Annotated in this window: 19 protein-coding genes, 1 tRNA gene and 1 pseudogene; 13 read left to right on the plus strand and 8 right to left on the minus strand. The window is 68.4% G+C overall.

Annotated features, from left to right (window positions below; genetic code table 11):
* Nucleotides 1–52 precede the first annotated feature (52 nt).
* Nucleotides 53–2893, plus strand: a complete 2841-nt coding sequence (plsB, locus tag ACXJJ9_RS09575; RefSeq protein WP_457096969.1) for a glycerol-3-phosphate 1-O-acyltransferase PlsB — start codon at nucleotides 53–55, stop codon at nucleotides 2891–2893.
* Between the two features lie 136 nt (nucleotides 2894–3029).
* Here the strand turns inward: plsB and ACXJJ9_RS09580 are convergent, their stop codons facing one another.
* Nucleotides 3030–3239, minus strand: coding sequence for a YdcH family protein (locus ACXJJ9_RS09580; RefSeq protein WP_310054667.1), 210 nt, complete (start codon nucleotides 3237–3239; stop codon nucleotides 3030–3032).
* Between the two features lie 83 nt (nucleotides 3240–3322).
* On the opposite strand from ACXJJ9_RS09580, the gene ttcA reads away from it, so the two are divergent.
* From ttcA to ACXJJ9_RS09600, 4 genes are all read left to right on the plus strand, one after another.
* The gene (gene ttcA, locus ACXJJ9_RS09585; protein ID WP_457096970.1) at nucleotides 3323–4243 is read left to right on the plus strand and encodes a tRNA 2-thiocytidine(32) synthetase TtcA; all 921 of its coding nucleotides are present in this window, start codon (nucleotides 3323–3325) and stop codon (nucleotides 4241–4243) included.
* 109 nt (nucleotides 4244–4352) lie between these two features.
* Complete coding sequence (locus ACXJJ9_RS09590; RefSeq protein WP_310054671.1) at nucleotides 4353–5258, plus strand: recombination-associated protein RdgC; 906 nt, start codon at nucleotides 4353–4355, stop codon at nucleotides 5256–5258.
* Nucleotides 5259–5438: 180 nt separating this feature from the next.
* The gene (locus ACXJJ9_RS09595) at nucleotides 5439–6224 is read left to right on the plus strand and encodes a YgjP family zinc-dependent metalloprotease (RefSeq protein WP_457096971.1); all 786 of its coding nucleotides are present in this window, start codon (nucleotides 5439–5441) and stop codon (nucleotides 6222–6224) included.
* A 59-nt stretch (nucleotides 6225–6283) separates the two neighbouring features.
* Complete coding sequence (locus ACXJJ9_RS09600; RefSeq protein WP_457096972.1) at nucleotides 6284–6781, plus strand: hypothetical protein; 498 nt, start codon at nucleotides 6284–6286, stop codon at nucleotides 6779–6781.
* A 24-nt stretch (nucleotides 6782–6805) separates the two neighbouring features.
* On the opposite strand, the gene ACXJJ9_RS09605 is transcribed toward ACXJJ9_RS09600, so the two are convergent.
* Together ACXJJ9_RS09605 and hemH are read right to left on the minus strand one after the other, a co-directional pair.
* On the minus strand, nucleotides 6806–7657 hold the full coding sequence (locus tag ACXJJ9_RS09605) for an alpha/beta fold hydrolase (RefSeq protein ID WP_457097206.1): 852 nt from the start codon (nucleotides 7655–7657) through the stop codon (nucleotides 6806–6808).
* Nucleotides 7658–7662: 5 nt separating this feature from the next.
* Nucleotides 7663–8736: a ferrochelatase gene (gene hemH / locus ACXJJ9_RS09610; RefSeq protein ID WP_457096973.1), complete on the minus strand. Its 1074-nt coding sequence runs from the start codon at nucleotides 8734–8736 to the stop codon at nucleotides 7663–7665.
* A 155-nt stretch (nucleotides 8737–8891) separates the two neighbouring features.
* Between hemH and ACXJJ9_RS09615 the strand changes: the two genes are divergently transcribed.
* From ACXJJ9_RS09615 to tatC, 4 genes and pseudogenes are all read left to right on the plus strand, one after another.
* A complete protein-coding gene (locus tag ACXJJ9_RS09615) occupies nucleotides 8892–9779 on the plus strand; it encodes a lipid-binding SYLF domain-containing protein (RefSeq protein WP_310056197.1) in 888 nt (295 codons plus the stop codon).
* An 80-nt stretch (nucleotides 9780–9859) separates the two neighbouring features.
* The gene (tatA, locus tag ACXJJ9_RS09620) at nucleotides 9860–10090 is read left to right on the plus strand and encodes a Sec-independent protein translocase subunit TatA (protein WP_310054677.1); all 231 of its coding nucleotides are present in this window, start codon (nucleotides 9860–9862) and stop codon (nucleotides 10088–10090) included.
* 34 nt (nucleotides 10091–10124) lie between these two features.
* Nucleotides 10125–10350 (plus strand): annotated as a pseudogene (gene tatB / locus ACXJJ9_RS09625) (Sec-independent protein translocase protein TatB); the annotation flags it as partial.
* Nucleotides 10351–10563: 213 nt separating this feature from the next.
* Nucleotides 10564–11310, plus strand: coding sequence for a twin-arginine translocase subunit TatC (tatC, locus tag ACXJJ9_RS09630; protein WP_457096974.1), 747 nt, complete (start codon nucleotides 10564–10566; stop codon nucleotides 11308–11310).
* Between the two features lie 61 nt (nucleotides 11311–11371).
* Here the strand turns inward: tatC and ACXJJ9_RS09635 are convergent, their stop codons facing one another.
* The 3 genes from ACXJJ9_RS09635 to ubiA all read right to left on the minus strand — a co-directional run bounded on the left by ACXJJ9_RS09635 (nucleotide 11372) and on the right by ubiA (nucleotide 14062).
* Complete coding sequence (locus ACXJJ9_RS09635) at nucleotides 11372–12763, minus strand: short-chain fatty acid transporter (protein WP_457097207.1); 1392 nt, start codon at nucleotides 12761–12763, stop codon at nucleotides 11372–11374.
* Between the two features lie 115 nt (nucleotides 12764–12878).
* Entirely contained in the window at nucleotides 12879–13082 is a 204-nt protein-coding gene (locus tag ACXJJ9_RS09640; protein ID WP_457096975.1) for a hypothetical protein, read from the minus strand.
* A 65-nt stretch (nucleotides 13083–13147) separates the two neighbouring features.
* Nucleotides 13148–14062, minus strand: a complete 915-nt coding sequence (gene ubiA / locus ACXJJ9_RS09645) for a 4-hydroxybenzoate octaprenyltransferase (protein ID WP_457096976.1) — start codon at nucleotides 14060–14062, stop codon at nucleotides 13148–13150.
* 156 nt (nucleotides 14063–14218) lie between these two features.
* On the opposite strand from ubiA, the gene ACXJJ9_RS09650 reads away from it, so the two are divergent.
* The 4 genes from ACXJJ9_RS09650 (at nucleotide 14219) to ACXJJ9_RS09665 (ending at nucleotide 18321) form a co-directional block, all read left to right on the plus strand.
* A complete protein-coding gene (locus ACXJJ9_RS09650; RefSeq protein ID WP_457096977.1) occupies nucleotides 14219–15466 on the plus strand; it encodes an HD-GYP domain-containing protein in 1248 nt (415 codons plus the stop codon).
* Nucleotides 15467–15475: 9 nt separating this feature from the next.
* A complete protein-coding gene (locus tag ACXJJ9_RS09655) occupies nucleotides 15476–16789 on the plus strand; it encodes a putative bifunctional diguanylate cyclase/phosphodiesterase (protein WP_457096978.1) in 1314 nt (437 codons plus the stop codon).
* A gap of 82 nt (nucleotides 16790–16871) precedes the next feature.
* A tRNA-Arg gene (locus ACXJJ9_RS09660) sits at nucleotides 16872–16948 on the plus strand.
* A 266-nt stretch (nucleotides 16949–17214) separates the two neighbouring features.
* The gene (locus ACXJJ9_RS09665) at nucleotides 17215–18321 is read left to right on the plus strand and encodes an aromatic ring-hydroxylating oxygenase subunit alpha (RefSeq protein ID WP_457096979.1); all 1107 of its coding nucleotides are present in this window, start codon (nucleotides 17215–17217) and stop codon (nucleotides 18319–18321) included.
* A gap of 32 nt (nucleotides 18322–18353) precedes the next feature.
* On the opposite strand, the gene ACXJJ9_RS09670 is transcribed toward ACXJJ9_RS09665, so the two are convergent.
* Both ACXJJ9_RS09670 and ACXJJ9_RS09675 read right to left on the minus strand, forming a co-directional pair.
* Nucleotides 18354–19019: a DUF998 domain-containing protein gene (locus ACXJJ9_RS09670; protein ID WP_457096980.1), complete on the minus strand. Its 666-nt coding sequence runs from the start codon at nucleotides 19017–19019 to the stop codon at nucleotides 18354–18356.
* Nucleotides 19020–19265: 246 nt separating this feature from the next.
* Nucleotides 19266–20786 carry a phytoene desaturase family protein gene (locus ACXJJ9_RS09675; protein WP_457096981.1) on the minus strand — a complete coding sequence of 507 codons (1521 nt, stop codon included), beginning with the start codon at nucleotides 20784–20786 and terminating at the stop codon, nucleotides 19266–19268.
* Nucleotides 20787–20945: the final 159 nt, after the last annotated feature.

Consider the following 20945-nt stretch of genomic DNA (forward strand, 5'->3'; position numbering starts at 1 on the left):
ATACGTCCCCGTTCGCGTCCCGTTTTACGACGCTGCGGGCATAATCCCGACGATGCCAAACCAGACCTCCCTCTTCCCGGACGCCCCGACTCCGCCGCCGGAGCGGCCGAACGACGGCCAGCCTGAAGCCGGCGCGCAGGCGCAATCGCCCGCGCCAGGTGCCGAGACCGGCGCCGGTGTTGCGGTGGATCCCACCACGGATCCTGCCGGGGCCGATGTGACGCCCCCGGCGACCGAGGCCGCGACTCCGGTTGCGCCGGACGCGGCCCCCGCCCAGCCCGAGCTTCCAATCCCGGCCGCCCCGACCACCGGCGCGACCGCCTTTGCCGCCGACCCGCGCTCGCATTCGGCGCCGCGTCGCCCTCTGTGGGCGAAGCTGCTCGGCTCGCTCCTGGAGCCGTGGGTCGAACTCAAGGTCGAACCCGCCAATCCGCTCGAGCACGTGGCCGCGCTGGACGGCCGCCCGGTCTGCTACGTGCTGGAGGACTACGGCCTGTCCAACGCGCTGATCCTCGAGCGCGCCTGCCGCGAAGCCGGCCTGCCGACCCCGCTGCAGCCGCTGCCCGGCGACCCGCTCGGTCGCAAGCGCGCCTACCTCGCGCTGTCGCGCCGCAACGTCAGCACGCTGGCGCCTCTCGCGGACAGCATCACCGGCACGATCACCGGCGCCCCGGCGGCATCGCCGCCGTCGGCCAAGACCCATTCCGGTTCGCTGGCGCGCCTGCTCGAAGCCCATCGCGCGCATCCGGAACTCGACGTGCAGCTCGTGCCCGTGTCGATCTTCGTCGGCCGCGCGCCGGACAAGAGCAGCGGCTGGTTCTCGGTGTTGTTCTCGGAGAACTGGACCCTGGTCGGCCGCTTCCGCCGCCTGCTCGCGCTCGCCCTCAACGGCCGCGACACGCTGGTGCAGTTCGCGCCGCCGGTGTCGTTACGGGGCGTGATCGACGAAGGCCTCCCGGCCGAGCGCACGGTGCGCAAGCTGTCGCGGGTGCTGCGCACCCACTTCCACCGCCTGCGCGCCGCAGTCATCGGCCCCGACCTGTCCACGCGGCGCCTGCTGATCGACCAGGTGCTGGCCGCCGACTCGGTGAAGGAAGCCATCGCCGACCAGGCCGCGCGCGACAAGAGCTCGCTGACCGACGCCTGGAAGAAGGCGCACGGCTACGCCTACGAGATCGCCGCCGACTATTCGCACCCGGTGGTGCGTTCGGTCAGCTTCCTGCTGACCACGGTGTGGAACCGCATCTACCGCGGCGTGCTGGTGCACCACCTGGAAAAGCTCAAGCAGGCCGCGCCGGGCCACGAAGTGGTGTACGTGCCCAGCCACCGCAGCCACATGGATTACCTGCTGCTGAGCTACCTGCTCTACACCAAGGGCATCGTGCCGCCGCACATCGTCGCCGGCATCAACCTCAACCTGCCGGTGATAGGCACCCTTCTGCGCAAGGGCGGCGCCTTCTTCATCCGCCGCAGCATCCGCGGCAGCGCGCTGTACTCGGCGGTGCTGAGCGAATACGTGGCGCAACTCGTCGCCGGTGGTTATTCGATCGAATACTTCACCGAAGGTGGCCGTTCGCGCACGGGCCGACTGCTTCAGCCCAAGGGCGGGATGATTTCGATGACGGTGCGCGGCTTCCTGCGCCAGCCGACGCGCCCGGTGCTGTTCCAGCCCGTGTACATCGGCTACGAGAAGCTGATGGAAGGCAACAGCTACCTCGACGAACTCACCGGCAAGCCGAAGGAAAAGGAATCGATCTGGGCGCTGCTGTGGGGCATCCCCAAGGTGCTGCGCAGCAACTACGGCCAGGTGGTGGTGAACTTCGGCGAGCCCATCAGGCTGGGCGACGTGCTCGCCGAACACGCGCCCGAATGGGACGGCAAGCCGGTGCCCGAGGACGAGAAACCCAAGTGGCTGGCGGAGACCGTCGACACGCTGGCCGAGCGCATCAACATCAACATCAACCGCGCCGCTGACGTGAACCCGATCAACCTGCTGGCGTTGGCGCTGCTGTCCACGCCCAAGCACGCGATGGGCGAGGGCGACCTGCGCGCGCAGATCGCGCTATCGCAGAAGCTGCTCGCGGACCTGCCGTATTCCGACCGCGTCACCGTCACGCCGCACACGCCCGAACAGATCATCGCCCACGGCGAGGAGATCAACGTGCTCGAGCGGACCAGGCATCCGCTCGGCGACGTGCTCGGCGTCGACGACGAAAAGGCGGTGCTGCTCAGCTATTTCCGCAACAACGTGCTGCACCTGTACACCGCGGCGGCATGGATCGCGTGCTGCTTCCAGCACAACCGGCGCATGAGCCTGGCGCGGGTGCTGGAGCTGGGCCGCAACGTGTATCCGTTCCTGCAGGCTGAGCTGTTCCTGCCGTGGAGCGAGGACGAATTCGGCGAGCGCCTGGCGCGTACCGTCGACCTGTTCGTGCGCGAAGGCCTGCTCGAACGCGTCAGCGAGGAGGACGGTGGCATCCTCGCGCGCAACGCCGGCCAGACCGACGAGGTGTTCCGCCTGCGCGCGATCGGCCACTCGCTGCAGCAGGCGTTCGAGCGCTACTACATCGCGATTTCGGTGCTGGCCAAGAACGGTGCGGGCACGTTGTCCTCGGGCGAACTTGAAAGCATGTGCCACCTCGCCGCGCAGCGCCTGTCGTTGCTGTACGCGCCAGCGGCGCCGGAGTTCTTCGACAAGTCGCTGTTCCGCGGCTTCATCCTGAAGCTGCGCGAATTGAAGCTGGTGTGGCCGAACGAGAACGGCAAGCTCACCTTCGACCAGCGCCTGGCGGCGTGGGCGAAGGATGCCAAGGTGATCCTGGGCCGCGAACTGCGCCACACGATCGAGAAGATCAGCCCGGAGACCGCCAAGCCGGCAAGCGACGCGGCCTGAGCCGCGACGCGGCGGGGGCGTACCAGCGCGCCGCCGTCATCCAGCGCCGTCGTTCATCCCGAGCGTTGCGGCAGGCGCCGCCCGCCATGGTGAAGGCATGGAGCGGTGCCACGCGCACCGCCGCGCCCTACAGGGCTCAGGCCGGTTCGTCGGGGATCAGCGCGCTTTCGAGCCGCGCGATGCAGTCCTTCAGCCACAGCTTGCGTTTCTTCAGGCGCTTGACCGTCAATTCGTCGGCGGCCGCATCGCCGGACAGGCGTTCGATCGCGAGATCGAGGTCGCGATGCTCGGTCCGCAATTCGGCGAGCTGGCGCGCGATGGCAACGGGATCTTCGGCTTCGACCATGTTGCGAGCTTAACCCCGCCCCGCTGCGGCGTCATGACGGATCATGCGGCACATTCCGGCGGGGCCGCCGGGCGGACGGTAGAATGGCCGTCCGCCGTCGCTGTGCCCCGCTGTCCGCCGTGAACATCCCCCTGCCCCTCGCCGAACCGCTGCCACGCGCCCATGCCCGTGCCGATAAACGCGGCACGCACGAGGCCAACAAGCTCGCCAAGCGCCTGCGCCACCAGGTCGGCCGCGCGATCGCCGACTTCGGCATGATCGAGGACGGCGACAAGGTGATGGTGTGCCTGTCGGGCGGCAAGGACAGCTACGCGATGCTCGACATCCTGCTGCAACTGCAGCAGAAGGCGCCGGTGAAGTTCGAGCTGGTCGCGGTCAACCTCGACCAGAAACAACCGGACTTCCCCGCGCACGTCCTGCCGGCGTACCTCGAATCGCTCGGCGTCGCCTACAAGATCCTCGAGCAGGACACCTACTCGGTGGTGAAGCGCGTGGTGCCGGAAGGCAAGACCCTGTGCTCGCTGTGCTCGCGCCTGCGCCGCGGCGCGCTGTATGCGCATGCCGAGGAGCAGGGCTTCACCAAGATCGCGCTGGGCCACCACCGCGACGACCTCGTCGCCACCTTCTTCCTCAACCTGTTCTTCCACGCCAAGCTCGGCGGCATGCCGCCGAAACTGTTGTCGGACGACGGCAAGCACGTGGTGATCCGACCACTCGCCTACGTGCGCGAGGACGACATCGCCGCCTACGCCATGGCGAAGCAGTTCCCGATCATTCCGTGCAACCTGTGCGGCTCGCAGGAAAACCTGCAGCGCAAGCAGGTGAAGCGGATGATGGACGCTTGGGAAAAAGACACGCCTGGCCGCATCGAGACGATCGCGCGCGCGCTCGGTGACGTCCGGCCCGCGCAGCTGAGCGATCCCCGGCTGTTCGACTTCCTCGCGCTCGGTGCGCGCGGCGGCGAGGTGCCGGATGCGCATGCGTGGCTGGCCGCCGACGCCTGATTCCCCGATCCATCGCCATTCCGGGGGCAACCGCCCACGGAACCTTGTACTGCCGCCCGTTGCCGCCCGTTGCCGCCCGGCTGCAGCGGACGACAACCAGAGAGACCGAATGTTCTTCCGCAACCTGACGCTGTTCCGCTTCCCCACCACCGCCAAACTCGATGACCTCGACCGCGGCCTCGATGAATGCCAGCTCAAGCCGGTCGGCCCGCTGGAACTGTCCAGTCGCGGCTTCATCTCCCCGTTCGGACGCGACAGCGACGTGCTCGCCGCGCGCCAGCGCGATGCGATCTGGCTGACCGTCGGCGGTGAGGACCGCCTGCTGCCGGGCGCCGTGGTCAACGACATGCTCGCGAAGAAGCTCGAGGAGATCGAACAGAAGGAAGGTCGCAAACCCGGCGGACGCACGCGCAAGCGGATCAAGGACGAACTGATCACCGACCTGCTGCCGCGTGCGTTCGTGAAGCCCAGCCGCACCGATGCGCTGCTCGACCTCGAGCACGGCGTGGTCGTGGTCGACACCTCCAGCCGCAAGAGCGGTGAGAACGTGGTCAGCGAGATCCGCCGCGCGCTCGGCAGCTTCCCCGCCTTGCCGCTGAACGCGGAAGTCGCACCGCGCAGCGTGCTGACCGGCTGGATCGCGGGCGAACCGCTGCCTGATGGCCTGTCGCTCGGCGACGAGTGCGAACTGCGCGATCCGGTCGACCAGGGCGCGGTGGTGAAGTGCCAGCGCCAGGAGCTGCAGGGCGACGAGATCGGCAAGCACCTGGAAGCCGGCAAGCAGGTCACGCGCCTGGCGCTCACGCTCGACGACCACGTGTCGTTCGTGCTCGGCGAAGACCTGGTCGTGCGCAAGTTCAAGCTGCTCGACGGCGCCGTCGACCAGCTCGAATCCACGGATCGCGACGACCTGCGCGCCGAACTTGACGCACGTTTCGCGTTGATGAGCGGCGAGGCGAAGCGCCTGTTCGCCGTGCTCGAGAAGGCGCTGAAGCTGTCGAAGGCCGAGGCGTAACAACCACCACGGGCGCAACCGGTGCGGGCGCGAGCCCGCCCGGTGCACGCCTCACGCGACCGCCATGCATCGCGACCGCGCCGTGCATCGCGTCACTTTTTCGCAAGGCCGCGCACATGAATGCGCGGCTGCGCCGCGCCTGCATCGCGATATGCTTTGGCCCATGACGAGCGTCACCGCATGAATCCCCTCCGCCTGCTCGCAGGCAAACCCGGCGCGCAGGCGCGCGGGACGGCGCGCGAAACCCTCAACATCATCCTGGACAACGGCGAGACCGTCGCCGTGCTGCGCGTGCGCGATCCGCGCGCGCGCCGGATCAAGCTCAGCGTGAGCGAACGCGGAGCGCGCCTGACCCTGCCACTGCGCGCGAGCGAGGTTGCCGGCGAGCGTTTCGTGCTCGAACACGGCGACTGGCTGATGGCGCAGCTGGCGCACAACGGCAACGCCGCGCCGGCGCTGCAGCCGCATGCCACGGCGTCGATCCCGTTGCGCGGCGGCGACCTGCCGGTGACCTGGCACGAAGGCCGCGCCTTGCGCCTGACCATGACCGACGACGGGTTGCAGGCCACGGTGCCCGCCAACCTGCGCATCGCCTCGCTGCGCCGGACGTTACGTGATTTCTATGAAGCCGAAGCGCGCGCGGACATCGGTCGCTGGTTGCCGCCCCTGCTGCCGACGCTGCCACGCCCGCCCGCGCGCATCACCCTGAAGGTGATGAGCTCGCAATGGGGTTCGCTGGCCCCCAACGGCGCGGTCGCGCTCGATCTCGCCCTGGTGCTCGCCCGCCCGAGTGCATTCGAATACGTCCTGGTCCACGAGCTGTGCCATCTGATCCGCGCCGACCATTCGCGCGCGTTCTGGCGCGAGGTCGAACAACGCTTCCCGACATGGCGGGACGAGCGCGACTACTTCAAGAACGAAGGCCGCCGCGCCAAGGCCGCGATGCGCGCGCTGCTGGCCGCCTGAGGGCACTGTCGGCGTTGTCCTTGCCGTGGCCGCAACCTGCGGCAAACCCGGGCCCGACCATGCGACCGCTTCTTCCACTGATCCTCGCCTCCCTATGCCTGGTGGCCTGCGGCAAGTCCGCCGGTGAACGCGCGGCCGAAGCCGCCATCGAGGCGCGCACCGGCCAGAAGACGGATACCGATGCCGACAAGGGCGAGGTCCGCATCCAGACCGCGCAGGGCGAGATGAAGATCAACTCCGGCGCCGGCGCGGAGTTGCCGGCCACCTTCCCGAAGGATGTCTACCTGCCGCGCGACTACTCGGTGGTCGCCGCGATGGAAATGCCGGACGCGGTGATCCTGCACGTGCTCACCCCCGGCGAAGCCACGGCGATCGCCGCGGAGGCCGACAAGCAGATGCAGGCGCAGGGCTGGAAATCGGCCATGACCATGATGCAGGGCACGCAGGGCAAGGTGGTCATGTACGAGAAGGGCAAACGCCACGCGACGCTGACCATCGCCGACGACAAGGACAAGGGCGTGCAGCTGGGCTACCAGCTCGCCACCGAACGCCAGTAAGCGCGTGCCGAGGCGCGCCGGCACTCAGGACGCGTGGAAGAAATCACCGATCGCCGCGGCCACGCCGGGCGCATCGTCCATGTGCAGGTGGTGGCTTCCCGGCATGACGATCAGCTCGCCATGGCACAGCAATCCGGCGCGTTCGCGTCGCAGCGCCTCAGGAAAGTAGGTCTGCGCGGGTTCGGCGTAGATCACCCGCGTCGGACACTCGATATGGGCGAGCAGGTCGCGGCTCTGCGCCTCGCTCATGCGCACGGCGGTCGGCATGGTCAGGCGCGGGTCGCTGCGCCAGACGAAACCGCCGTCGACCGCCCGCAGGCCGCGTTCGACCAGCAGCGTCGCTGCCGCCTCGCCGAGATCGCCGGTACCGGCGCGCAGGCGCGCCTTGATCGCGGTGGCGACATCGGGGAACACGCGCAGCTGCTTGCCCGGCAGTGCGGTGTAGGCGGTGAGCGCATCACGCAGGCGCTGCGTGGTGCGTTCCTCGGCTTCGGTCAGCGCGCCCAGGGCTTCGATGGTCAGCAGGCGCTCGATCCGGCGTGGTTGCGCGGACGCCATCAGGCTGGCGATCACGCCGCCGAGCGAATGGCCGAGCAGCGAAAAACGCTCCCAGCCCAGCGCATCGGCGGCGGCAAACGCCGCGCGCAGGAATGCGATCAGCAGGTAATCCGCCGCAGCCGGCAGGTGCGCGCTCGCGCCGTGGCCCGGCATGTCGATCGCCACCAGGTCGATATCGGGCAGGTGCGCGGACAGCGGCACGAAACTGGCCGCGTTGTCGAGCCAGCCATGCAGGGCAAGCACGCGCGGCGCACCTGCGCGGCCCGCGCGCAGCCCGGCCAGCGTACCGAAGGCGGTTTCGAGCGCGAATGCACGCATCGCGCTCATGCGGGCTGCGCCGCCGTTGCGGCCAGCGCATCGCGCGCGATCACGGCGAGCACGCGTGCGTGCGCGTCGCTGTCGTTGAGGCAGGGGATGTAGCGCAGCTCGCCTCCGCGCGCCTGGAAGTCCTGCTTCAGCATCTGCGCGACTTCCTCCAGTGTCTCCAGGCAGTCGACCGCGAAGCCCGGCGCGACCACGTCGACGCTGCGGATGCCGCGTCCGGCCAACGCGTCGAGCGTAGCGGCGGTGGCCGGCTCCAGCCATTTTTCGCGCCCGAAACGCGACTGGTAGCTCAACGTCCACGACTCCTCGCGCAAGCCCAGCGCGGCCGCGATCGCGCGCGCGCCGGCCTCGCACTGGCGCGGATACGGATCGCCGTTGTCGGCCAGGCGCTGCGGCAACCCGTGGAAGGAAAACACCAGGTGCGCGGCGTTGCCATGGCGGGCGCGGTGGGCACGGATCGATTCACTGAGCGCGGCGATCCAGCCCGGATCGAGGTGGTAGTCGCCGATGAAGTGGGCCATCGAGGCGACGCCGGCATCGGCGTCGGCGGCCTCCTTGCCGGCCTCGACGAAGCCGCTGTCGCGGATCGCGAAACGTGCGGTTTCGACCACGTCGCGCACGGACGCGGTGGTCGTCGTCGAATACTGCGGATACAGCGGCAGCACCAGCACGCGGCGCACGCCGTCCGCGCGCAGCTGCTCCAGTACATGCGCGAACGACGGCGTGCCATAGCGCATCGCATGCAGCACGCGCCATTGCGGGCATTCGCGCTGCACCGCCTGGGCCAGTTGGCGCGTGTACACCGCCAGCGGCGAGCCGTCGCGCAGCCACACGCTGGCGTATTTGTGTGCCACGCGCGTCGCGCGCAGCGGCAGGATGACGAGGTTCAGCAGCGGCCACCAGAGCCAGCGCGGCAGGTCGACCACGCGGCGGTCGGACAGGAATTCGCGCAGGTAGCGGCGCACGGCGCCGGGCGTGGGCGCATCGGGCGTGCCGAGGTTCACCAGCACCATCGCGGTGGCACGGTCGATGGCGGCTGCGGTCTCGCCTGCCGTGGGGGTGGGCGCGGTCATCTGCATAGGATGACAGTCGCGTGGAGGGGCGTCATCCGAAGCGCGCGCGCCATCGCGTTTCCCTGTTTCAGTGCGGCGCGGTTCGTGACCATTCATTTCCGCGCACTTACGCTGCCGGAACCCCTGCCTCCGGAGCTGTCATGTCGAGCCACGCTTTGTCGAAGTCATCCCTGCTGTCGCTGTCGCTCGCCCTCTCGCTCGCCGTCGCCGGCACGGCCGCCGCCGCCCCCGAGCAGGACCAGCGCTCCCTCGACGCGGTGCGTGTCCTCAGCGAAGTGCAGCGCATCCCGGAATCCGCGATCCCGGACAAGCTGTTCGACGAAGCCAGGGCGATTGTCGTGGTGCCGGACGCACTCAAGGTCGGCCTCTTGTTCGGCGGCCGCCGCGGCCACGGCGTGGTCTCGATCAAGAATCCCGACGGCAGCTGGTCCAATCCCAGCTTCGTCAAGCTCACCGGCGGCAGCATCGGCCTGCAGGCCGGCGTGCAGTCCTCCGACATCGTGCTGGTGTTCCGCGGTGAGCGCGGCCTGGACTCCATCGTCAACGGCAAGGTCACCCTCGGCGTGGATGCCGGGGCGGCCGCGGGGCCGGTCGGCCGCAACGCCGCCACCCTCACCGACGGCCAGCTGAAGGCGGAAATCTGGTCGTGGTCGCGCGCGCGCGGGCTGTTCGCGGGCATCGCGCTCGATGGCGCGGTGCTGTCGATCGACGACGCCTCCAACCAGCTCGCCTACGGCCAGGGCACCACGCCGCGGATGGTCTTCGAGGGCCGTACGCCCCAGCAGCCGGACGACAAGGTGATCGACTTCCGCGACGCGCTGGAGGAAGCCAGCGCGCTGGCCCGCGATCGCCGCGGTGGACATGCGAGCGCGGCCTCGCGCGGAGCGGCTTCGCCTGCGCCGGTGGCGCAGACCCAGGCCATGGCCCCGGCCGCCGCCGAGACCCGGCCCGCTCCGTTCGAGGACGTTCCCGCCGACGCTGGCGTCCGCAGCGAACCGCTGCCGCCTGAACCCGCGCGCACCACCCCGTCCGGCCGTCGCTGAGCCAGGACCGGCGATCACGGGATGCCGCGGCCGCCCCCGTCGCTGCGGTATCCTTAGCTTCCACTTCGCAGGGCAATATCATGGGCGGTTTGAGCATTTGGCACTGGCTGATCGTGCTGGTGATCGTGGTGCTGGTGTTCGGCACCAAGCGCCTGGGCAACGTCGGCAAGGACCTCGGTGAAGCCGTGAAGGGCTTCAAGAAGGGCCTGCAGGACGACGACGACAAGAAGCCGTCGGGGCAGCTGCCCGACGAGCGTCGCGACAACGGTTCCACCACGTCGCAGCGCGACGACGAGCACACCCCGCGCTGACGCGCACGGGCCCGCCGCAAGGGCGGGTTGACGCATGTTCGATGTCGGATTCGGCGAGATCCTCCTGATCGCGGTCGTGGCCCTGCTCGTGCTGGGCCCCGAACGCCTGCCCAAGGCCGCGCGTTTTGCCGGCCTGTGGGTGCGGCGCGCGCGCGCGCAGTGGTATTCGGTCAAGGCCGAGCTCGAGAACGAACTCGCCGACGAGGAACTCAAGCGCAGCCTGAAGCAAGCCCAGGCCGACCTGATGGAAGCGCGGGCTTCACTGGCGCAGGGCGGCATGGCGCTGCAGCGCCAGATCGAAGATGCGCAGGCCGAGGTCCACAACGCCCTGCGCTCCGGCACGACCGCCGATGCCGGCGACAGTGCCGAGGCATCGCCGCATGCCGTTGGCGCACCGGAACCCACCACGCCGACGCTCCCCGGACGCGACACCGCCGCCGGCACCGACGCCGACGCGGCCGGGCCCGGACACGATGAACGACGCTGACGCCGCTCCCCCGCAGGGCGAAAGCCGCCTGATCGATCACCTGATCGAACTGCGCGCGCGCCTGCTGCGCGCGGTGCTGGGCCTGGTCATCGTGTTCGTCGCATTGCTGCCGTTCGCCAACAGGCTCTATGCCTGGCTGGCGAAACCGCTATTGGCAAAACTTCCGGCCGGCGGACAGCTGATCGCCACCGGCGTCGTGTCGCCTTTCTTCGCGCCGGTGAAGCTGGCGTTTTTCGCCGCGCTGTTCGTGTCGGTGCCGTGGCTGCTGTACCAGGCCTGGGCCTTCGTCGCGCCGGGCCTGTACCAACGCGAGAAAAAGCTGGCGGTGCCGCTGCTGGTGTCGGCGGTATCGCTGTTCTACGCGGGCTGCGCGTTTGCGTATTTCCTGGTGTTGCCGGCCGTGTTCGCCTTCCTCACCCGCGTCACGCCCGAGGGCGTGGCGATGATGACCGACATCCAGGCCTACCTGGATTTCGTACTGGTGATCTTCCTCGCCTTCGGCGCGAGCTTCGAGGTGCCGGTGGCGCTGGTGATCCTGGCGCTGCTCGGCTGGGTCACGCCGCGGCAGCTCAAGGAATCGCGCGGCTACGCCGTCGTCGGCGTCTTCGTCGTCGCCGCGATCATCACGCCGCCAGACGTGGTCTCCCAGCTGATGCTCGCGATCCCGATGTGCATCCTGTACGAGGTCGGCATCATCGCTGCCGGCTGGGTCGCGCCGCCCGCCCGCAAGTAGGGTTCCGCGTCCTCAGCGGTGAGGCCGCGCGGGCAGCTTGGGCAACGAATAGCCCGCCGCTTTACGGCATCACCGGCGGCACATACTCCAGCGTCATCCCCAGCAGCCACAGCAACCCCAGCACCAGGGGCACATGCACCAGCAGCTGCACGAAGGTGAAACCGACGATGTCGCGCGCCTTCAGTCCGAGCACGCCGAGCAACGGCAGCATCCAGAACGGATTGACCAGGTTCGGCAATGCCTCCGCGGCGTTGTAGACCTGCACCGCCCAGCCCAGGTGCATCTGCAGTTCGTTGGCGGCCTGCATCACGTACGGCGCCTCGATGATCCACTTGCCACCGCCCGACGGCACGAAGAAGCCCAGCACCGCCGAATACGCGCCCATCACCAGCGCGAAGCTGTCGCGCGAGGCGACCTGCACGAACAACGCCGACAGGCGCTGCGCCAGGGTGGCGCCGTTGGCGCCGGCGACGTCGGTCAACAGCAGCGCGATGCCGCCGTAGAGCGGGAACTGCAGCAGTACGCCGGTGGTGCTGGGCACGGCCTTCGCCACTGCGTCGAGGAAGCTGCGCGGCCGCCAGTGCAGCAGCAGGCCGAGCGACAGGAACAACAGGTTGTAGGTGTTGAGGTCGGCGATCGCGCGCGCAAGTGGTTTACCGGTGAATTCCGAGGCAAGCCAGCCGAAGGCGAGCAGCGACAGCGCGATGGTCAGCAGCGGACTGTGCTCCAGCCATTCGCCGGGGCGCTTCGCCACCGCGGAGGCCGCGGCCGTCGCGCCATCCCACGCCATCGTTTCCGGCGCGCCGCGCGCCGACGCCTCGCCAGGCGCGGTCCAGTAGGCGACCAGCACCGACACGGCGATCAGTACCGCGGTGAGTGCGAGCGACTGCCACAGGAAGATCGTCTGTGCGAACGGCAATACGCCGGTGATCTCGAGCAGGCCCGGCGGCATGCTCGCCGGGTTCGCCTGCAGCTGCGCGGCGGAGGAACTCAGTCCCAGCGCCCAGACGGCGCCCAGGCCGAGATAGGCCGCGGCGCCGGCCGCGCGGTAGTCCATGCGCAGGTCCTCGCGCCGCGCCAGCGCGCGCGCCAGCAACCCGGCGAACACCATCGAGAAGCCCCAGCTCAGCAGCGAGCTCAGCATGCTCACCGCGGCGACGAAGGCGACCGCGCCGCGCCCGCTGCGCGGCCAGCGCGCCAGTCGTTCGATCAGGCGCGCGGCCACGGGAGCGGTGGCTACGACATAGCCACCGATCACCACGAACACCATCTGCATGGTGAAGGGAATCAGGCTCCAGTAGCCCTTGCCGAAGCCTTGCGCGGTGGCTTGCGGCGTCGCGCCGCAGGCGATGGCCGCGGCCGCGACTATCAGCACGCCGAGCACGGCGAATACCCAGGCATCGGGGAACCAGCGCTCGGCGAAGGCCGCGCAACGCAGCGCCGTCCGCGCCATCCAGCGTTCGCCCGCTGCTTCTTTCATCGTCGCTCCCCTTGCGGTTGTCGTTGCATTGTCGCCACAAAAGACAACGGCCCGCGTGCGGGCCGTTGTCCGGTATTGCGGGAAGAACTCAGGTCGCGGGTTGCGCCGCGTCCTGCTTGCGGCCCACCAGCCACATCGCGGCGCCGACCACCATCAGGCCCACGCGGATGCCGATACCCACGCCCGGGCCCCAGTTGTCGATCCAGCTCAAGAGCACGAACTCGAGATCGAACAGGTTCAACACGAACGAACCGGCACCGAAAATGAAAAACCACTTGCCCCATGACTTCATGCACCACTCCCCTGGTCATCAATGAATGGCCCGATCCCCATCGGACCCGGCGAGTCTAAGCGACATCAACGCGCGGCGCGCAAGCCCAGGTCGAGCGCGATGCCGGCGAACACCACGAGGCCCACCCATTGGTTGTGCAGGAACGCGCGGAAGCAACCGTCGCGATCCCGTGCCCGCGCCATCCAGAACTCGCAGGCGACCAGCACGGCGGCAACGCCCAACGCGCTCCAGTAATACATCCCCAGTTCCGCACGGCGGCCGACCAGGAACAGAGCGTAGGCGAACAGCGCATACAGGATGCCCTGCGCGACCAGGTCCATCTCGCCGAACAGGATCGCCGTCGACTTGGCGCCCATGCGCAGGTCGTCGTCGCGATCCACCATCGCGTACCAGGTGTCGTATGCGGTGGCCCACAGGATGTTGGCGATGTAGAGCAGCCACGCGACTGCGGGCACTTCGCCCTGGATCGCGGCGAACGCCATCGGGATGCCCCATCCGAAGGCCATGCCCAGGTACACCTGCGGCAGGTAGGTATAGCGCTTGAGATACGGGTAGCTCGCCGCGAGGACCACGCCGACGAGGCTCAGGTAGACCGTGAGGCGGTTCATCGTCAGCACCAGGGCGAACGCCACCAGCATCAGTACCGCAAACACCGCCAGCGCCTCGCGTCCACCCACCGCGCCGGTTGCGAGCGGCCGCTGCATGGTGCGTTCGACGTGCGGATCGAGCCAACGGTCGGCGTAGTCGTTGATGACGCAGCCGGCCGCGCGCGTCAGCCATACCCCGAGACTGAAGACCACCAGTGTCCACCATGGCGGCACGCCCTTCGCCGCCAGCCACAGGCCCCACCAGGTCGGCCACAGCAGCAGCAGCCAACCGATCGGACGATCGCCGCGCACCAGCAACCAGTATTGATGCAACCGCTCGCGCCAGCGCGGCACCGGCGGCGGTATCGGGGCGTAGTCACGCTCGTAACCCATGGTTCCCCACTCGTCAGGACGCCAGACAGCGCCGGGATGACCCGGCCACGCCGGCATTGTCGCCGATCGCCATCGGATTCCAGACCGGCGCCCCCCCCTGTCCTTTGTTCCGCACCGCAACCAAGGGTAGGCTAGCCGGAGGGTCGGGGGGATCTGATGGATATCAAATCCAGGGAAGTGCGCATCACTGTCCACGGACTGACACTGGGGATGTACGTCAGCCGGCTCGATCGGCCGTGGATCGAGACCGCGTTCCTCATGCAGGGGCTCAAGATCACGTCCGAGGACGAGGTCGCGATGCTGCAGCGCATCTGCAACCATGTCTGGGTCGACGTGATGCTCGGTGCATCGCCGGACCCGCGCTATCTCGCCTTCGAAGAACCCGCGGAGGTACGCCAGCGCCGCGCCGCCGCGGAAGTCGAAGCGTTGCGCAAGTCGCAATGGGCGCCGCAGGTCGAGGTCCAGCAGGAGCTGCGCCAAGCCGAAGCGGTGCACGCCTCGCTGGAAGCCTCCATCGACGAGGTGATGACCGACCTGCATAGCGGCAAGCGCCTCGACCTCGAACGCCTGAAGGACGGCGTCGACGCGATGATCGATTCCATCCTGCGCAATCCCACCGCGTTCGTCTGGCTCAAGGAGATGAAGCGGCGCGACAACTACGCCTACCAGCACGCCATGGGTTGCGCGATCTGGGCAGCGAGCTTCGGCCGCCACCTCGGGCTGGAGCGCGCGGAACTGCAACTGCTCGCGCTTGGCGGCCTGCTGTGCGACGTCGGCAAGACGCGCCTGCCCGAAGCGCTGTTGAACAAGCGCACGCCGCTGGGTCCGGACGAGATCGAACTCGTGCACCAGCACGTGCAGCATGGCCTGGAGATCGTCGATTCCACGCCCGGGCTGTCGCCGAAGATCCGCGAGATCGTCGCCACCCACCACGAACGCCACGACGGCAGCGGCTATCCATGGCGGCTGCAGGGCAGCGACATCCCGATCTTCGGCCGCATCATGGGCATCGTCGACAGCTACGACGCGATGACCTGCGTGCGTCCCTACGCCTCCAGCCGCTCGCCGCACCAGGCGGTGACCGAGCTCTACCAGCAGCGCGGCACGCTGTTCCAGGCCGAGCTGGTCGAACAGTTCATCCAGAACTGCGGCATCTATCCCACCGGATCGCTGGTGGAGCTGTCGAACGGGCAGGTCGCCGTGGTCACCGACGTGCACAGCCTCAAGCGCCTGCGTCCGCGCGTGATGCTGCTGCTCGATGCCAACAAGGCGCCGCTGAAACAGTTCCGCGTACTCGACCTGGGCGAAGTGGAACAGGACGATGCCGGCCAGCCGTTGAGTGTGAAGGGCGGCCTGCCGACCGGTGCTTACGGCATCGATCCGGTGGAACTGTTCCTGCACTGACACGCCGCCATGGCCACGATCGAGGACGAGCTCACCGGACTGCACAACCGCCGCAGCTTCCTCGCGCTGCTGCGCCGGCATATCGGCTACGCCAACGAACGCAGGACCAACCTTGCGCTGATCGTCGCCGACATCGATGGCTTCGCCCGCCTCAATGCGGCGCACGGCTACGAGTTCGGCGACCGGGCGCTCCGGCACGTTGCCCAGCAGTTGCGTGAGGTCATCCGCCCGCAGGACTACGCGGCCCGCATCGGCGACAACCGCTTTGCCCTGATCCTGCCGGGCGTGATGAACGCGGGGCACGCCGAACTGGCCGTGCAGAAGCTGTTCCGCCTGTTCGAAGTGCCCTTCGATGGCGGCAAGAGCAAGGTGCGCATGACCGCGACGGTCGGCGCGGCGGTGTGCCCGATGCACGCCAGCCAAGCCGAGTTCCTGCTGCGCCAGGCCGAAAAGAGCCTGGAGGTCGCGCGCAACACCGGGCAGCGCTGGCTGTTTCCGCCGGAGTGCGAGGACGACCGCGGCTTCTCCGAATTCTGGGACCTCGAAATCGAACTCGACGGCGCGGTGCAGCGCGGCGAGACCTACCTCACCTACCAGCCCAAGCTGCGACTGTCGGACTTGCAACCGGTCGGCGCCGAGGCCCTGATGCGCTGGCAGCATCGCGCCCGCGGGCTGGTGTCGCCCGAGCAGTTCATTCCCATCGCGGAACAGACCGGCCAGATCAAGGGCATGACCATCTGGGCGCTCAACACCGCGTTGCGCCACGCCAGCGAATGGGAACACACGCATGGCCGCCTCAATGTCGCCGTCAACGTGCCAGCCGAGCTGGTGGGCCAGGAAGACCTTCCCGACCTCGTCGAAAACGCGCTGAAGCTGTGGAGCGCGCCCGACACGCAACTGGTGCTGGAGATCACCGAGCGCTCGCTGGTGATGGATCCGCGCCACAGCTTCAAGATCCTGTCGCGCATCCGCGACCTCGGCGTGAAGATCTCGATCGACGACTTCGGCACCGGCTATTCCTGCCTGGCCTACTTCAAGGACATCCCGGCCGACGAACTCAAGATCGACAAGTCCTTCGTCGCCGGCCTGCTCACCGATCCGGCCTGTGCCGACATCGCCTCGCTGATCATCGACCTCGCCCACCGCTTCAATCTGTCGGTGGTCGCCGAGGGCGTGGAAGACGAGGCCACCCTTGAGGCCCTGCGCCAGCGGCACTGCGACGTGGTGCAGGGGCACCTGTTTGCCAAGGCCATGGCGTTGGATGAGTTCTCCGCGTGGCTGCGCCGCGCCGCGCCGCCCGACGCCGTGCGCTGGGCCGTTTGACGAAATCGCGGCCGCGCACGCGCCGGCGCTGCTAGAATGCCCGTCCCGCGATGGTCGCCATCGCGCGGTTGCCTGAAAAAACGCGCCCGTAGCTCAGCCGGATAGAGTAGTGGCTTCCGAAGCCATTGGTCGGGGGTTCGAATCCCTCCGGGCGCGCCATCCCCCCCTTGCCGCAGCGCGTCCGCGCCGCCGTAGTGCCGCCGCGAGGTGATCCGCGGGCTGCCGGCTGGCTATTCACCTGGACACGCGCCGGCTGTTCCCAACCGCCATTGGGACGGCTTCCGCCAGCGCCTCGATGTCGGCGCGACGGCGTTGGAGCTACGGCCGTAGCGCCATCGCGGCTGCACCGTTGACACCACGCGCCGTGGCGGCAAACGATGGCGACGCGGTGCCAAGCGGGCACCCATAGACGGGGAAGCGAGCGGATGCGATCGATTGCAGTCGAACTGCTGGGCCAGTACGACCCGGATCTGCCGCTGGAGGAGGCGTCGACCATTCCCGCCTCCTGGTACGTCGATGACCGCATCGCGGCGCTGGAGCGCCGGACCACGTTCTCGCGCTCGTGGCAGCTCGCCGCCAGGGTCGACCAGTTGCGCGAGCCCGGCCAGTACGTCACCTGCGAGATCGCGGGCGAACCGATCGTGGTGGTGCGCGGCAGCGACGGCGTGCTGCGTGGCTTCTTCAACGTGTGCCGCCACCATGCGGCCGCGGTGATGACCGAAGCCTCCGGCTGCGCGCAGAACCTGCGCTGCCCCTACCACGGCTGGACCTACACGCTGGAAGGCGCGCTCAAGGGCACGCCGAGCTTCAACAGCGAATGCCATTTCGACCGCAGCGAACACAGCCTCGTGCCGGTGGCGACCGACGTGTGGGAAAACTGGGTGTTCGTGCGCCTGGACCGCGAAGGCCCGAGCCTGGCGGAGTTCCTGGGCACCGACCTGATCGACCGGATCCGGCCGCTGCAGTTGTCGGGCCTGCACTGGTTCGAGCGCCGGCACTACCTGTTCGACTGCAACTGGAAAGTGTTCGTCGACAACTACCTCGACGGCGGTTATCACGTGCCGCACCTGCACAAGGGTCTGGACAGCGTGCTCGACTACAAGAACTACACGATCGAGAACGGTGGCCGCTTCTGCCTGCAGTCCAGTCCGCTGACCACCGCCAAGGCGCAGGAGGACTACGCGGCGGTGCGCCAGGGCGAGCGTGCCCTGTATTACTGGCTGCATCCGAACTTCATGATCAACTGGTACCAGGGAATGATGGACACCAACCTGGTGCTGCCACTGGGAATCGACAAGACCGAGGTGATCTTCGACTTCTGGTTCGCCGACGTCTCCGAAGCCGCGTACGCGCGCAACCGCGCCAGCGTCGACGTCGGCCAGCAGATCCAGGACGAGGACATGGCGATCTGCAAGTCGGTGCAGCGCGGGCTGCATTCACGCGCCTACAGCACCGGCCGCCTGTCGGTCCGGCGCGAAGCCGGCGAACACCTGTTCCACCGGCTGCTGCACGCGGACCTGCTGGCCGGCTGACCGAAGTGGCCGAAGTGGCCTGGTCCGGCCCCTCACTCCGCCGGAGGCATGGCCGTCCCCGCCTGCAGGCGCGCCAATTGCTTGCAGCGCAGCCACCAGGCCGCGTGGCCGAGCCACAGCAGGATCAACGCGATCACGGTCTTCTGCCGCAGCCCCACGGGCGCGCCGTGCCAGTTCGCGTAGATCACCAGCGCGATGAAAGCGACCACGGCCAGGGGAAACGCCCGCCCGAAATGCGGCCGCCACGTGGCGTCGTAATAGAAGCGCCATGACTGCAACATCATGGCGGTAGTCACGCTCACGAACGTGATGAGCGCCGCCACCTGGTGCAGGTCGCTTTCCTGGTCGCGGTCCAGGAATGGCAGGTCGGTTTCGGAAATCGCGGTGATCCACAGCGCGATACCGGCCACCACCAGCAACAGCAGCGGCGCGACGCGGCGCGCGTGCGGCCTGAGTGCCGCGTACAGGCCGACCCCGAGCAGCATCAGCGCCATGCTCAGCTGGTAATAGGCGCCCCGCACCCAGCCGCCGTAGTGGCCGGTCAGGTAATGGCTGAGCGGGTCCTTGCGCCAGTCGAGGTCCGGGCGCAACACCTGCGCCAGCACGCAGATCGCAACAAACAAGAGCACGGCCACGAAGCAGATCAGGCCCGAACGATGCCGCACCATGCCTTCGAGCGGGGCGCTGCCCGCTCGCATCCTGCGCAACGTTGCATCGACGGAGGCGTGAGTCCTCATACATGCGTCAACGCAGCGCGTGCGCGGGCACGGCCAGCGATCCGCGTGCATTGCGACGTCGCCACGGCCTGATGCATATCGTGGCCGCGTAGCGGCGATCGCATCGTTGTCCTATTGAAGGACCACGCGTTGCCGCCATGGCTTCCGCGAAGCCCAACGGCTTTGCGCAAAGCCACGCAACCTTTCGCGTGCCCCGAAGTCAGCCCGTCAGGACTTCGCCTTCAGCACCATCTGCACCGCATTGCGTCCTGCCGCGCCGCTGATGCCTCCGCCGCCGTGCACGCCGGAACCGCACAGGTACAGGCCGTCGACAGGCGTGGCGTGATTCGACCATCCCGGCAGCGGGCGCATGAAAAACATCTGGTCGAGGATCAGCTGGCCGTGGTTGAGGTCGCCTTCGGTCAGGCCGAGGTCGCGCTCCAGGTCCGCCGGCGTGATCACGCGCGAGTGCCGCACGGATGCCTTCAGCGCCGGGAAGTGCGGGGCCAGCGTGTCGAACGCGAGCTGCTCGAGCGTGCCGCGGGCATGCGCCCAGTCCGCGTGGCGCAGCTTGTACGGCGCGGACTGGAAATGGATCGACACGACATCGCCGGCCGTGGTGACTTCGAGATACGGCTGCGCGGCGATCTCGCCGTATTTGGCGGCATCGAACGCGCGCTCCAGGTACTTCAGCGTCGGCGCGATCGCGAGCGTGCCGGCGGGCACGCCGTGCGAGCCGTCGGTCTGCAGGTGCACCTTGGCGACGGCGCCACGCATCTTGATCGACTGCGTCTCCCACACGAACTCCGGGGGCAGTTCCGGCGCCCCGATCAGGCCGAGCAGGGTATGGCGCGGGTCAACCGCGGACATGACCGTGGATGCCGCGATCTCCTCGCCGCTGTCCAGTCGCACCCCGCCCACGTGTTGCCGGTCGACGAGGATGCGCTGCACGCCGGCCGACGTGCGCAGTTCGCCGCCGTGGGCGATGAAGGCGGCGACCAGCGCTTCGGCGACGTGCACGCTGCCGCCGGCGACCGGCCGATGGGCGAGGCCGCCGCGATTGAGCCAGTTGTGCATCAGCGTGTAGCCGGTGCCCGCCGACATCGAGCCGAGCGTGTGCCCGTGGATGGCCACCGCGGCGATGCCGGCCTTGAGCTCCTCGGACTCGAACCATTCTTCGGTGAACTCCAGCGCCGACATCGACATCGACCGGATCACCCGGAACATGTCGCGACCGCCGAGCCGGCGCAGCGTCCACGCCAGCTTCGCCAGGGGCCAGCCTTCGGCGAGGCCGACATGCGGCAGGCGCGGCATCGGCGTGCGGTAGGCGGCATCGAGGAATGCAGCTGCCTTGTCCATGAATGCCACGAACTCGGGCCAGCGCGCAGCGTCGGCCGCGGAAAACTGCCGGATCGACTCCAGTGTCCGGGCATCGCCGGGCACCGTCGACAGCTGCAGGCGACGGCCATCCGCCAGCAGCGAGACATAGGCCGGCGCGGGACCGGCGGCGGCAAGGCCGTGCCGGGCCAGGCCCAGCTCGCGGACGATATCCGGACGCAGCTGGCCGCCGGCGTGCAGCGGATCGAAGCGGGAACCGTCATCGAAGGCACGCGAAGCCAGCTGCCCCCCCGCGTGCTCGCGCCGTTCCAGCACCAGCACCTTCTTGCCGGCCTTGGCCAGGTATGTCGCGGCCACCAGGCCGTTGTGGCCGGCGCCGACGACGATGACGTCGTAATTGGATTTGCTCATGGATTTGTGGGCTTCTGCATTTGATCCTCATCCCGGCGGCTTTCAGCAGCAAAGCTGCCGGGATCCAGCTCTTGCCTTTGGCGCGAGTCGGGAGAAGGGACGGAAGTCAAAGGCTGGATCCCGGCATTCGCCGGGATGACGAAGTGGGGAGCTGGCCGC

The organism is Lysobacter sp. P5_B9 (genome assembly GCF_054049835.1).

Bases quoted from the DNA above. Each gene is read 5' to 3' on its own strand.
- plsB (WP_457096969.1), top strand. From the start codon at position 53: ATGCCAAACCAGACCTCCCTCTTCCCGGACGCCCCGACTCCGCCGCCG.
- ACXJJ9_RS09580 (WP_310054667.1), bottom strand. From the start codon at position 3,239: ATGGTCGAAGCCGAAGATCCCGTTGCCATCGCGCGCCAGCTCGCCGAA.
- ttcA (WP_457096970.1), top strand. From the start codon at position 3,323: ATGGCCGTCCGCCGTCGCTGTGCCCCGCTGTCCGCCGTGAACATCCCC.
- ACXJJ9_RS09590 (WP_310054671.1), top strand. From the start codon at position 4,353: ATGTTCTTCCGCAACCTGACGCTGTTCCGCTTCCCCACCACCGCCAAA.
- ACXJJ9_RS09595 (WP_457096971.1), top strand. From the start codon at position 5,439: ATGAATCCCCTCCGCCTGCTCGCAGGCAAACCCGGCGCGCAGGCGCGC.
- ACXJJ9_RS09600 (WP_457096972.1), top strand. From the start codon at position 6,284: ATGCGACCGCTTCTTCCACTGATCCTCGCCTCCCTATGCCTGGTGGCC.
- ACXJJ9_RS09605 (WP_457097206.1), bottom strand. From the start codon at position 7,657: ATGCGTGCATTCGCGCTCGAAACCGCCTTCGGTACGCTGGCCGGGCTG.
- hemH (WP_457096973.1), bottom strand. From the start codon at position 8,736: ATGACCGCGCCCACCCCCACGGCAGGCGAGACCGCAGCCGCCATCGAC.
- tatA (WP_310054677.1), top strand. From the start codon at position 9,860: ATGGGCGGTTTGAGCATTTGGCACTGGCTGATCGTGCTGGTGATCGTG.
- tatC (WP_457096974.1), top strand. From the start codon at position 10,564: ATGAACGACGCTGACGCCGCTCCCCCGCAGGGCGAAAGCCGCCTGATC.
- ACXJJ9_RS09635 (WP_457097207.1), bottom strand. From the start codon at position 12,763: ATGGCGCGGACGGCGCTGCGTTGCGCGGCCTTCGCCGAGCGCTGGTTC.
- ACXJJ9_RS09640 (WP_457096975.1), bottom strand. From the start codon at position 13,082: ATGAAGTCATGGGGCAAGTGGTTTTTCATTTTCGGTGCCGGTTCGTTC.
- ubiA (WP_457096976.1), bottom strand. From the start codon at position 14,062: ATGGGTTACGAGCGTGACTACGCCCCGATACCGCCGCCGGTGCCGCGC.
- ACXJJ9_RS09650 (WP_457096977.1), top strand. From the start codon at position 14,219: ATGGATATCAAATCCAGGGAAGTGCGCATCACTGTCCACGGACTGACA.
- ACXJJ9_RS09655 (WP_457096978.1), top strand. From the start codon at position 15,476: ATGGCCACGATCGAGGACGAGCTCACCGGACTGCACAACCGCCGCAGC.
- ACXJJ9_RS09665 (WP_457096979.1), top strand. From the start codon at position 17,215: ATGCGATCGATTGCAGTCGAACTGCTGGGCCAGTACGACCCGGATCTG.
- ACXJJ9_RS09670 (WP_457096980.1), bottom strand. From the start codon at position 19,019: ATGCGAGCGGGCAGCGCCCCGCTCGAAGGCATGGTGCGGCATCGTTCG.
- ACXJJ9_RS09675 (WP_457096981.1), bottom strand. From the start codon at position 20,786: ATGAGCAAATCCAATTACGACGTCATCGTCGTCGGCGCCGGCCACAAC.